We start from the raw sequence: 11,995 nt of genomic DNA, 5'->3' as shown, positions 1-11,995 counted from the left end.
ATCACCCACCGTCAGTCCGGGAGCTTGAATCATTCAGCCGTAGCGGTTTCAAGCAGATCAATGGGTCCTGAGCCTAGGAAAACGTGCTTGCCGGCTGGACCATCAGTCTATCAGGCTTGGATCCCTGATGGGCTGGTGGGTCCGCTTTCCATAGCCAAGAGATAGGCTAAAATCTGTGTCGCTGCCAGGATTTAAGTCGGACTGAATATGCTGAGCATGGGTTCAATGTCGCGTATTGATGCTCTCTGTTTGACATATATATGCCGATTGGGATCGCTAATTTGACATCGGGTAAATCAGATTTTGTCGTTAATTCAGGGTGTTGTGGTTGCGCGCGTGTGATCCCGGTATCATGGTTATCGCGTCATCCCACTGTGATCTCCGTGCTCATGGGGGATGGGTGCAGGGTAAGGGGGGCACCAAGCGCCGGGCCGCAACGATATTTCCTCTCACAAACTTCCATTCACATCGAGCACAAGATACGGGATTCCATCGCCAGTTTGTTGTCATCGGCGAGAGCCTCATAGGCGGTCATCTACTGACCGCGTCCCCAGCACCCAGCCTCTGACGACTAGGCGTCTACGGAAGGTGAGTGAAAAAACTCTACCTCTTTCCGGGTTTTCGTATTGCTCTTGAACATCCATCGGGAGGGGAAAGCCTTCCCCTGCGGCCGAGCCTGTCGTCTCGGCCGGCCCCTTCTGCGGGGACACCCCGCAACGCCCCCTTTGAGAGTGAGAGTGCGGACCGGTTTGCCGTGACGGGTTGAGGGCTGGAGGAGAGGCCTCCGGCGCCCGTCGCGGAGACACGCGATGTCCAGACAGACCCGCAAATCCGGCGCCAGGGGCGACCGGACCAACCTCTATTCCGAAATTACCGACAAGATCATCGCCGAGCTAGAAGCCGGTCGGGTGCCATGGGTCCAGCCCTGGGGTACGGCCGCCGCGAAGGCCGGCGTCTCGATCGAAGAGCTGGCCGAGGACATCGCCCGCCGCGGTCTCCTGCAGAGCCTCAACGTTCGACCGGTTCTCGATGCCGATGGCACGGAGACCGGCGTGTTCGAGATCCCCGCTGGCGGTCGCCGCTACCGGGCGCTCGAACTTCTCGTGAAGGCCAAGCGCCTCAACAAGACCGCGCCGGTGCCCTGCGTGGTCCGCGAAACCGGGACCGAAATCTCGGCTGAAGAAGACTCGCTCGCCGAGAATGCCCATCGCGCGGCGCTTCACCCCCTCGACCAGTTCCGGGCTTTCAGGACGCTGCGCGATCAGGGTCTCACCGAGGAGGAGATCGCCGCGCGCTTCTTCGTCTCGACCGCCATCGTCAAGCACCGGCTCAAGCTCGTCACCGTCTCGGAGACTCTGCTCGATGCCTATGCCGAGGACGAGATGACCCTCGATCAGCTCATGGCCTTCACCGTCTCCTCCGACCACGCGCGCTAGAAGCAGGTCTGGGAGTCGATCCAGCATAGCTGGTCGAAGGAGCCCTATCAGATCCGCCGGATGCTGACGGAGAACACCGTCCGCGCCTCGGATCGCCGCGTCCGCTTCGTCACCATCGAGGTCTATGAGGAGGCCGGCGGCATCGTCCTGCGCGATCTGTTCCAGGACGACGACGGGGGCTGGATCGAGGATGTCCCGTTGCTGGAGCAGCTCGTCGCCGACAAGCTGAAGGCCGAAGCGGAGGCCATCGCCGGCGAAGGCTGGAAGTGGATCGAGGTCGCGGCCGACTTCCCCTATGGCCACACCCAGGGCCTTCGGTCGATCACCGGGACGCCGGTCGATCTGACCGAAGACGAGCGCGCCCGGCGTGAGGCGCTGCGCAACGAGCTCGACGACCTCGAAGCCGAATATGCCGAGGCCGACGAACTGCCCGACGAGGTCGATGCACGGCTCCAGGGCCTGCGGCATCGCGCGTTCGGTGCGGGTATCGAGCGCGCTCGTCGCCTCGTCCAGCAGCAGGATCGGCGGGTCGCGCAGAATGGTGCGGGCCAGCGCCAGGCGCTGCTTCTCGCCGCCCGAGAACCGGAAGCCTCCCTCGCCGACCAAGGTGTCATAGCCCTCGGGCAAGGCCGCGATATGGTCATGGATCTGCGCCACCTTCGCGGCCGCGATCATATCGGCCCCGGTCGCCTTGGGGCAGACAAAGCGCAGGTTCTCGGCCACCGAGGCATTGAGCAGATAGGGCTCCTGCGACACGACCCCCAGCATCTGCGACAGCGTCGCAAAGCCGAGATCGCGCAGATCCACCCCGTCGAAGCGGATCGCGCCAGCGTCGACATCGTAAAGCCGCGCCAGAAGGTAGCCGAGCGTGGTCTTGCCCGAGCCCGTCGGCCCGACGATGGCGACATGGCTGCCCGCCGGGATGGTCAGGGTCACATCATCGATCGTCCGAAGGGACTGGCCCGCATAGGCAAAGCTGACATGGTCCAGCTGCACCGCGCCGCGCATGTCGGACCGGGGGATGGTCACCGGATCGGCGCGCTCGGTGATCTCGACCGGCTTGTCGAGATATTCGAAGACCCGGGCAAAGAGGGCAGATGCGCGCGCTCAGAACGATCTGAAGCGCGCCGATCCCGGCCGAGGCCAGCGCCGCCGCGATCATGCCGCCCGCCAGCCAGGCCAGCAGCGAAAGATCCTGTTGCGGCAAGGCGATGTCGATGATCGCCCGCAGCAGGAACGGCCCGGCCAGACCGATGGCCGATGCAAGGATCATCAACGCCACCACGGCCCCGATCCGCGCCCGGTAGGGGACGAACAGCCGCAAAACGCGCCGTATCGACACATGCCGCGCAGCCAGATCGTCGTAATGCCCGGGATCGTCAGTCATCGGTCTGTCCGGCATGCAAGGCGCTTTTCGGCAGGCGGAGTTCCACGGTCAGCCCCGGAGGCGGCTGCGGGATGATCCGCGCCTCGCCGCCATGGGCGCGGGCGATGGCGCGCACGATGGGCAGGCCGAGGCCCGAGCCGCCCAGACTGCGCCCGCGCGAGGCATCGGCCCGCCAGAACCGGTCGAAGGCGCGCGCCCGGTCTTCGGCGGAAAGCCCGGGCCCGGTATCCGAACAGCGAAAGACCACCGCGTCACCATTGGCGCGGGTCTCGACATGGACATGGCTTTGCGGCGCATAGCGGCGGCAGTTTTCCAGCACCGCGACGCAGGCCTGGCGCAGCCGGGTCCGGTCCGCCTCGATCCGGGCCGGGGCAAGCGCGCGGGTCACGGTGATGCCCGCCGCGGCCAGGTCCGCCTCCAGCCCGTTCAGCGCGGCGCCGACCTCCTCGGCCAGATCGAACCGGTCCCGGATCAGCTCGAGCTGGCCCGCATTGTTCAAGGCCAGCGTGCGCAACTCCTCCACAAGGGCCGAGAGATGATCCACATGCTCGATCAGGCGTGCATAGAGCTGCGGCGTCGGATCGAAGACGCCATCCGACATGCCCTGCAGGCGGCCGCGCAGGATCGTCAGCGGCGTACGCAGTTCATGCGCGATGGCAGAGTTGGAATAGGCCAGCTCGGCCTCGGCGCGTTCGAGGCGCTCGGCCATGGCGTTGAAATCGGCAAGCAGGTCCGCGGCCTCGCGGAAACTGCCCGACGGCAGGTCGGCCCGTGCCGAGAAATCGCCGGTCGCGATCCGCCGCGCCGCCGCCGCCACCGATTTCAGCGGTTCGACGATGCGCCGCGCCAGCCGCCAGCCTATCCCCGAGGCGGTCAGCAGCCCGAAGGCCAGCAGCAGCAGAACCATGACGGTGTCGGCGGTCCGCCACCCCGCGAGGTCATCGCTGTCGGGATAGATCCAGTCGTAGATGAACAGGAAATAGGCCATCAGCCCCAGAGAGACGACGAGCGTCGCAATCAGCGTCAGCGCGACCATCGTCTTGGTGATCCGGGCGTTCAGGTTACCGGACATGGGGCATATCCAGGCGGTAGCCGATCCCGCGCACGGCTTCGAGCATGCCATCCGCCTCCGCCGCCGCGAGCTTGCGGCGCAGGTTGCTGACATGGCTGTCGACGGTGCGATCCAGCGCGGCCCCTTCGGGCAGGCAGGCATCGACCAGTTCTGCCCGGCCGAAGGCCCGCCCCGGAAAGCGCGCCATATGGGCCAGGATGCGGAATTCGGTCGGGGTCAGCTCCAGCGGGAGCGGCCCGGCAGCCGCATCGATGACAGCGCGGTAAGCTTGCGGGTCGACCGTCAGCGGCCCCAGCCGCAACAGGTGATCCGGCCCCCGTCCCATCGTGCGGCGCAGCACGGCGCGGGCGCGGGCCACCACTTCAAGCGGGTTGAAGGGCTTGACGACATAGTCGTCGGCCCCGATCCGCAGCGCCTGCAACTTGTCCAGATCCTCGGCCAGGGCCGTGACCATGATGACCGGTGTCTCGCCCCGGCGCCGGATCGCGGCCAGCACCTCGTAGCCGTCCTGCCCCGGCAGCTTGATGTCGAGGACCACCAGATCGGGGCGCAGGCGCTGATGATGGGCCAGCCCGGTCGTGCCATCGCGGGCGCAGATCACGCGAAAGCCCTCGCGCGCGAAATAGGTCTCGAGGATCTCGGCGATCTCGGGCTCATCCTCGACGATCAGGATCAGGGCATCGGTCATGGCGCGGTCTTTCGCATCGTGTCCTGTGGCGTCCTCCGCGTCAGGCGGCTGACCGTGACATAAAGCACCGGCACGAAGAAGACCGCCAGCACCGTGGCCGAGACCATGCCGCCGAAGACGCCCGTGCCGATGGCATTCTGGATCTCCGAACCTGCCCCTTGCGCCAGCATCAGCGGCACGACGCCCAGGATGAAGGCCAGCGAGGTCATCAGGATCGGCCGCAGGCGCAGGCGCGCGGCCTGCAGGATCGCGCGATGCAGCCCCATGCCCTGCTGCTCGCGCAGATGGCGGGCATATTCGACCATCAGGATCGCGTTCTTGGCGGACAATCCGATGATGGTGACAAGGCCCACCTTGAAGAACACGTCATTATCCGCGCCCCGCAGCAGGACGGCGGTCACCGCCCCGAGAAGACCCAGCGGCACGACCAGCATCACCGCAAACGGCACCGACCAGCTTTCGTAAAGGGCTGCCAGCACCAGAAACACCACCAGCATCGAGGCCGCGAGCAATATCGAGGCCTGATCGGCCGATTGCCGTTCCTGCAGCGATTGCCCGCTCCATTCCACCGCAAAGCCCTGCGGCAGCGCCTTTGCCAGCCGCTCCATCTCGGCCATGGCCGCGCCGCTCGACACACCGCTTGCCGCCTCGCCCGAGATCCGCGCCGCCGGATAGCCGTTATAGCGATCCAGTTGCAGCGGGGTGTTTTCCCAGACCGGGGTCACCACCTCGGAGAGCGGCACCATGCCGCCGTCGAGATTGCGCATCTCCAGCCGCAACACGTCCTCGACATGCATCCGGGCCGCGGCATCCGCCTGCACGATCACCTGCTGCATGCGCCCCTGGTTGGGGAAGTCGTTCACATAGGTCGACCCGATGGCGGTCGAGATCGTCTCGCTGATCGTGTCGAACCGCAGCCCGAACGCCTGGGCCTTCTCCCGGTCGATCTTCAGCGCGATGCTCATGCCGTCGGGCAGGCCCTCGCTCATCACCCCGCTCAGCAGCGGGCTGGCCTGCGCGAGGGCGATCAACCGGTCCTCTGCCGCCTTCAGCGCGGCGGGTCCGGCATTGGCCCGATCCTCCAGCCGCAACGAAAAGCCCGAGGTGGTGCCCAGCGATTCGATGGCCGGAGGCTTCATGATCATGGCCATCCCCTCGGGGATATCGGCCATGGCGGCCTCGGCGGCGGCGATTTCCTCGTCGACGCCGGTCTTGCGCGCGCTCCAGTCCTTCATGCTGGTGAAGGCCTGCGCCGCATTCGGCCCCGAGCCCGAGAAGCCGAACCCGAGGATCACGGTATTCTCGGTGATGTCGGGACGGGTGGCGGTATGGGCCTCATAGGCGGCGATCACGGCCCGGGTGCGCTCTGCGGTGGCGCCGGCGGGCAGTTCGAACATGGCCATGAAGCTGCCCTGGTCCTCGTCCGGAACGAAGGAGGTCGGGAGGCGCATGTAGCCCGCCGCCATGACGCCGATCAGCACGGCATAAAGCACCAGCATCCGCCCGCCGCGCCTCAGCGTCCAGCCGACCCAGCCGGTATAGCGCCGGGTCATCCTGTCGAAGCCGCGGTTGAACCGGCCGAAGAAGCCTCGCGCCTCGCCATGCCCTGTCACCGGTCGCAGGAGCGTGGCGCAGAGCGCCGGTGTCAGGGTCAGCGCAAGAAAGGCCGAGAACAGGATCGACACCGCCATCGACAGCGTGAACTGGCGATAGATCGCGCCGACCGATCCGCCCGCCAGTCCCATCGGGATGAAGACCGCGGACAGAACCAGCGTGATGCCGATGATGGCGCCCGAGATCTCGCGCATCGCCTGCTGGGTCGCGGCCCTGGGCGAGAGCCCCTGCCGCGCCATGATGCGCTCGACATTCTCGACCACGACGATGGCATCGTCGACGATGATGCCGATGGCCAGGACCATGCCGAACATCGTCAGCACGTTGATCGAATAGCCCGCCAGCGCCATCACCGCGAAGGTGCCCAGAAGCGCGACAGGTGCGACGATGGTCGGGATCAGCGTATAGCGGACCTTCTGCAGGAACAGCAGGATCACGAGGAAGACCAGCACCATGGCCTCGATCAGCGTGTGGATCACCTTGGTGATCGAGACCTTCACGAATGGCGCGGTATTGTAGGAGATCGAGACCTCCATGTCCTCGGGCATCGCAAGGCGCAGCTCGGCCAGCCGCTTCTCGATCGCGGCAGAGGTGCTGACGGCATTGGCGCCGGGCGACATCTGGATGGCGGCGGCGGCGGCCCCCTTGCCGTTGCTGCTGACGCTGAAGGCCATGGTCTGCGCGCCAAGCTCCAGCCGGGCGACATCGCCCAGCACGAGCCGCGCGCCGTCGGTATTGGCGCGCAGCGTGATCCCGGCAAAGGCCTCGGGCGTCGTCAGCTGACCCCGGATGGTGAGCGGGGTCGAAACCCGGGTGTCCGGTACCGTCGGTTCATCGCCGACCCGGCCGGGCGTGGCCTGGGCGTTTTCGCGCGCGATCGCCCCGGTCACATCGGCCATGCTCAGGCCATATGCGGAGAGCTTCGCCGGATCGACCCAGACCCGCATCGCGCGTTCCGAGCCGAATTGCTGCACGCGCCCGACACCGGGGACCCGCTTGAGTTCCTCGGCCAGATTGCGGGACAGGTAATCGCCAAGGCTCAGTTCATCCGTCGCCCCGCTGAGCGACCTGAGCGTGATGACCATCAGGAAGCCCGATTCTGCCGCCTCGACCCCGAGACCTTCGCGCCGCACGGGGGCGGGCAGCAGGGCCTCGGCATTCTTCAGCCGGTTCTGCACTTCTACCTGCGCCATCTCGGGGTCGGTGCCGGGTTTGAACGTCACCGTGATGCTTGCGCCGCCGGTCGAGTCGATGCTGCTCTCGTAATAGAGCACGTTCTTGACGCTGGAGAGTTCCTTCTCGATCGGACGGACCACGCTGTTGCTGACCGTCTGCGCATCGGCCCCGGCATAGGTCGTGAAGATGCTCACGCTGGGCGGCGCAATGTCGGGGAACCGCGCCACCGGCAGGCGCGGGATCGCGACGATCCCGGCAAGCATGATGAAGATCGCGATCACCCAGGCAAAGACCGGGCGCAGGATGAAGAACTGGGACATTCCCTCTGCCTTTCGGGATCAGGTTTCGGCCGGGCGGGCGTCGACCGATACCGCGACCCCTTCGGGCACGCGGTTCTGCCCGCGGATCGCCACGACCTCACCGGGCGCCAGGCCCGAGACGATGATGATGCGGTTGCCGATGCGCGCGCCCGGAACCACGTCGCGGCGCCGGGCCTTGCCCTCCGGCGAGACGACGACAAGCTGCGCCCCGCCGCCCGCGGTGTGCAGGATGGCGTCCTCCGGGACCAGCAGCGCGTCGGGAACGGCGCCGCGGGGAAGCTTCGCGCGCACGAACATGCCCGGCAGCAGCGCAAGCTTCGGGTTCGCGGTCTCGATACGGACGCTGACATAGCCCGTGCCCGGATCGACGATGACGTCCGAGGATTTCAGCACGCCGGTCAGGGGCGCCGCCCCGTCACGGTCTCGGATGATCCGGATCGGTCCCAGCCCCTCTTCGGCCGCCATCAGGACCGCGTCCAGGTCGTCTGCCGGCAAACGCAGGTCGACATAGACCTTGTCCAGGTCCTGCACCACCGCCAGGGCCTTCTCGCCGCCGACCGTGACCAGCCCGCCGACATCGGCCAGCCCCGCCGCGACATAGCCGCCGATCGGAGAGCGCAGCGTCGCGAAATCGAGGTCGAGGCGTTTGTGTTCCACCGCGGCGCGCGCTTCTGCAACACCGGCCGTCGCAAGCCGCAGTTCGGTATGGGCGGTATCGTTGCTCTGCTGGCTGATGGCCTTCCTGGCAAGCAGGGCATCCGAGCGTTCGACCGCGCGACGGGCATGGGCCTCGGCGGCTTCGGCACGCATCAGCGCGGCTTCCGCGAGGGCTAGATCGGCTTTCAAGGGTGCCGGATCGATGCGGAACAGGACCTCGCCCGCCGAGATCCGCGTTCCTTCCTCGACGCGCCTTTCCAGGATGAGACCGCCGATCTGCGGACGGATCTCGACCCGCCGGGCGGCCGAGACCCGGCCGGAATACTCGGTCGCGAGCACGATCGGTTCGGGCCGGATCGTCTCGACGGTCACCTGGACCGCCATCTCGGTCCCGCTCATCTCCGCCGGGGCCGCATCGGGGCGATCGGCAAGCTGGAACAGTGCAAGGGTCCCGGCCATCAGGCCGAGGAACGAGAGGATCAGGATGTTTCGGCGTGCCATGTTGCGTCCCGTCGGTTTCACACTGCAGCCAACTGGCATCGGCCGATGGACTAACCGCCGAGGTTTCGTGGAGATATCGTGGAGATGTTCCCTCTGCCTGTTCGTCGGACTACTGCGCGACGGGTGCTCACACACCCCACCCACGACGCGCTCTGCACGCTGAAGCTCGACGGCAAGGCCGAAGCCTTTGCCGAATTGCTGTCGGAAGATCACGGCCGTGATCTCGATCCCGCCACCTGGATCGGGCTGATGCTCGATCGTGAAAAGGCCACGCGCAACACCCGCCGGTTCCAGACCGGGCTGCGCGCCGCCGCCCTGCGCCACGGCGACGCCTGCATGGAGGACGTGAACTACCGCATCGCGCTGGACGGCCCATCGATGCGCAAGGACCGCAGCGATGCCAAGAAAGAGTATGAGAAATGACCTGCCCAGACCCCACGGGTTGCCCACAGGACCCTCCCGCGCGCCCGGCACCTCCAGCCGCGCGGGCGGCGCGGCGCCCGGCGCGCGGGTCCCTCCCGTGGACAACCCTCCGTTCCGAAATCGCCCTTGTGCGTCAAAAAGGGGGGCGCGGGCGCCAGATCGGGCGCACAAAAGGAGGCATGAACACCAAGTTGCACGCCGTCGCGGATGCGAAGGGGCGGCCAATTGGGTTCTTCATCTCCGCCGGACAAGTCAGCGACTACACCGGCGCTGCGGCTCTGCTGGGCAGCCTGCCGAAGGCGGGGTGGTTGCTCGCCGACAGGGGTTATGACGCTGGCTGGTTCAGAGGAGCGTTGAAAGACAAGGGGATAAAGGCCTGCATCCCGGGCCGGAAGTCCCGCAAGAAGGCGGTAAAATACGACAAGAGGCGTTACAAGCGCCGCAACCGCATCGAGATCATGTTCGGCCGCCTCAAGGACTGGCGACGGGTTGCTACCCGATACGACCGATGCCCGCAGACTTTCTTCTCCGCTATCGCCCTTGCCGCAACAGTCCTCTTCTGGCTCTGAAACTCAATGAGTCTGGACCCTAGGCGTCGCCGCTTTCAGCATAAGCTTCCACCGTCGCGAGACATCGCCCGAGACGCTCCAACACCGGCCCCGAGATCCTCTCCGGGAAATCGCCCGGCAACCCGACTTCGACCTCAGCGAGGGCTGGGCGACCGATCTCCACGATCTCGATTGTGGCGTCCCGGATCACCCGGATGGGCACGCGCGCCGCGCGGGCGGTCTGGGTGAAATGCCGCGGATGGATCTGGTCCATCCGGTAGTGGCGCGCGTTTCCCACCGACATCGCCATCTGGATGTCCTTGTGGCGAAAGTTGTTGCGCAACTCGGCAGGCGCCGCGGTGAGGACATCGTAGAGCGGCGTCATCCGGAACCCGCCGCCCGGCAGGTTGAAGATCGAATAGTTCTTCGCGTGACCGTCGGTCGCGAGAAGCATCCAATTCAGGATCTGCGCCTTGAGGAACAGATTCTGGTCCGAAAGCGGGTTTTCCGAGGCTGCCAGCAGCTCGAGGCAATCGCGCATCGAGGGGCCACCATGGTCTTGGTATTTTAGCCCGGATTCGAAACCTGAGGCCTGCAGAAAGTCCTCCTGGGGAAGTCGCACGATCCCGCCCTTCGCGCGCGGGGCCCGGTCGAAGCGCTCGATGACCAGGACCCGTTCATCCTCGAAGCGCGCCATTTCCACGTTGTTCGCCTCAAGCCCGAAAGCCTGCAGGATCTTCAGGCACAGGTATTCGTTCTCGACGCTTTCCGAGAGGTCGAGGCCGCGCTGGGTCACCCCGATCGGGCGCTTGAAGATATGCGTGGTGGGCGTGAGGCCGCGCGGCTTCACCCAGTTGTCCCCCTGTTTCAGGTAGGCCGTCTTCTCCTGGGCACCGGCGAGCGAAATGCGCAACGGCTCATCCTCTTCCGCGATCCCGAGCGGATCGCGCGCCAGGTGGCGCAGCGTTTCGGCAATCTGTGCCTCGCTCTGCACTTCCCCCTCGATGACGAAGGGATCTCCCGGATCCTGGCCATGCGGCACGAACTGCATCGCGCCCACGCAATCGCGCCCGATCGCCGCCAGCAGATCATGCGGCCTGTCGCTCCGCGCCTCGGTCCGCTCCGCGATCATCCGCCGGATCGGCGCATTGTCGGGGAGGAGGTTCTCGAAAACCGCGTTCACATGCCTGCCGCTTTGCGACCGCGCGACCAGGGGCAATTGCCGCGATAGCGGAAAGGCATGCTCCCAGTCGAGCCATTCCCTCTCGTACTGGAAGCTGACGCCGCCCGACGGGCTGTAGCGGTAGTATCCCGTGAGCCGGCCATTCACCCAGACATCCAGGGTTCGAGTCTGCGGCGCGCGCCCCATCAGAAAATGTCCTCGACGCGCGAGGACGCACCAGCCCGGTCCGTGACAGCGAGGTCCAGGCCCAATGCCGCGGCCACTCGCAGAATGGTCGTGATCTTGGCCTCATGCGCCGCGGTCTCGATACGCGAGATCTGCTTCGCGTCGACCCCGCTCATCGACGCCAACTCCTGCTGCGACAGGCCATGCAGGTCGCGATGGCGCCGCACGAGGCTGCCGAGTTCCTTCAGATCCCGAAACGGCTCTGGTTTTTGCAAGACGCTCTCCACACCACGCGACGCACCTTTGGCTTTTATACCATGCGGTGCACCATTTCAAATTATACCATGCATGGTATTTTCGGGTGTCTTACCATAGATGGTAAACTATTGTCGTCCCTGAAAGCGAAACGAGCGAGAGGGTAAGATCGAGCGAGCCCGGTTCATGCCCTGGGAAATCCGTCTCGCCGGAAGGAGATGTGCTCACGAGAAGCAGGGTTCGACGCCTCCGAGACGGTTGTAGTGCGGGTTCGACCACCAGGCGCGCAGATCCTTGTATCGAAAGACCCATGGCTTACTGGCGGCACCGTCGGTGATCGCGGTCCCGAACTGCGCGGATCGGTCAGCCGCGCTGGCATAGAACCAGTCGAAGCCTTCGCCGCCCGCAATGTTCGCCTGCAGATATGCGAATCGGCGGTGTGTTATCATGCGAGCATGCACCGCAGTTGAGGCAAGTGACGACGGTTGCGAGCCCCCGCAACCATCTTTACTTGCGATGACCCCGCCCCTCCGGCGGGGTTTTTCGTTTGCACCGAAAGCGTAAGGATTC

8 protein-coding genes and 5 pseudogenes are annotated in these 11,995 nt (G+C 65.7%); 4 read left to right on the top strand and 9 right to left on the bottom strand.

Annotated elements, in window-relative coordinates:
• Positions 1–809 precede the first annotated feature (809 nt).
• A pseudogene (locus DSD19_RS22820) lies at positions 810–905 on the top strand (antirestriction protein ArdC); the annotation flags it as partial.
• A gap of 39 nt (positions 906–944) precedes the next feature.
• Positions 945–1,889, top strand: a pseudogene (locus DSD19_RS22495) (ParB/RepB/Spo0J family partition protein); the annotation flags it as partial.
• 102 nt (positions 1,890–1,991) lie between these two features.
• Here DSD19_RS22495 and DSD19_RS22490 read toward each other — a convergent pair.
• The 6 genes and pseudogenes from DSD19_RS22490 to DSD19_RS19490 form a co-directional block, all read right to left on the bottom strand.
• Positions 1,992–2,444: pseudogene (locus tag DSD19_RS22490) on the bottom strand (ATP-binding cassette domain-containing protein); the annotation flags it as partial.
• Complete coding sequence (locus DSD19_RS22645) at positions 2,374–2,823, bottom strand: hypothetical protein (protein ID WP_133260481.1); 450 nt, start codon at positions 2,821–2,823, stop codon at positions 2,374–2,376. The gene DSD19_RS22645 and the pseudogene DSD19_RS22490, both read right to left, overlap by 71 nt.
• A complete protein-coding gene (locus DSD19_RS19505; protein ID WP_113670817.1) occupies positions 2,816–3,895 on the bottom strand; it encodes a HAMP domain-containing sensor histidine kinase in 1,080 nt (359 codons plus the stop codon). The genes DSD19_RS22645 and DSD19_RS19505 overlap by 8 nt, the downstream gene beginning before the upstream one ends.
• Positions 3,885–4,583, bottom strand: coding sequence for a response regulator (locus DSD19_RS19500; RefSeq protein WP_113670816.1), 699 nt, complete (start codon positions 4,581–4,583; stop codon positions 3,885–3,887). Before DSD19_RS19500 ends, DSD19_RS19505 begins: the two co-directional genes overlap by 11 nt.
• Positions 4,580–7,693 (bottom strand): multidrug efflux RND transporter permease subunit, encoded by a 3,114-nt coding sequence (locus DSD19_RS19495; RefSeq protein ID WP_113670815.1) that lies wholly within the window; start codon positions 7,691–7,693, stop codon positions 4,580–4,582. Before DSD19_RS19495 ends, DSD19_RS19500 begins: the two co-directional genes overlap by 4 nt.
• Before the next feature lie 18 nt (positions 7,694–7,711).
• Positions 7,712–8,851 carry an efflux RND transporter periplasmic adaptor subunit gene (locus tag DSD19_RS19490; RefSeq protein ID WP_113670814.1) on the bottom strand — a complete coding sequence of 380 codons (1,140 nt, stop codon included), beginning with the start codon at positions 8,849–8,851 and terminating at the stop codon, positions 7,712–7,714.
• A gap of 123 nt (positions 8,852–8,974) precedes the next feature.
• Here DSD19_RS19490 and DSD19_RS19485 point away from each other — a divergent pair, with 123 nt between their 5' ends.
• Together DSD19_RS19485 and DSD19_RS19480 are read left to right on the top strand one after the other, a co-directional pair.
• Complete coding sequence (locus tag DSD19_RS19485) at positions 8,975–9,274, top strand: ATP-binding protein (protein WP_207802491.1); 300 nt, start codon at positions 8,975–8,977, stop codon at positions 9,272–9,274.
• A gap of 131 nt (positions 9,275–9,405) precedes the next feature.
• A pseudogene (locus tag DSD19_RS19480) lies at positions 9,406–9,843 on the top strand (IS5 family transposase); the annotation flags it as partial.
• 19 nt (positions 9,844–9,862) lie between these two features.
• Here the strand turns inward: DSD19_RS19480 and DSD19_RS19475 are convergent.
• From DSD19_RS19475 to DSD19_RS22815, 3 genes and pseudogenes are all read right to left on the bottom strand, one after another.
• The gene (locus tag DSD19_RS19475; RefSeq protein WP_113670813.1) at positions 9,863–11,191 is read right to left on the bottom strand and encodes a HipA domain-containing protein; all 1,329 of its coding nucleotides are present in this window, start codon (positions 11,189–11,191) and stop codon (positions 9,863–9,865) included.
• Positions 11,191–11,445, bottom strand: a complete 255-nt coding sequence (locus DSD19_RS19470; RefSeq protein WP_075787570.1) for a helix-turn-helix domain-containing protein — start codon at positions 11,443–11,445, stop codon at positions 11,191–11,193. The genes DSD19_RS19475 and DSD19_RS19470 overlap by 1 nt, the downstream gene beginning before the upstream one ends.
• Before the next feature lie 219 nt (positions 11,446–11,664).
• Positions 11,665–11,853 (bottom strand): annotated as a pseudogene (locus DSD19_RS22815) (glycoside hydrolase TIM-barrel-like domain-containing protein); the annotation flags it as partial.
• Positions 11,854–11,995 lie beyond the last annotated feature (142 nt).

It is taken from the genome of Rhodovulum sp. BSW8, assembly GCF_003314725.1.
Classification (GTDB): Bacteria; Pseudomonadota; Alphaproteobacteria; order Rhodobacterales; family Rhodobacteraceae; genus Rhodovulum; species Rhodovulum visakhapatnamense.
The sequence above is the reverse complement of the archived record's forward strand: the minus strand, read 5'-3'. Positions and strand labels throughout refer to the sequence as shown.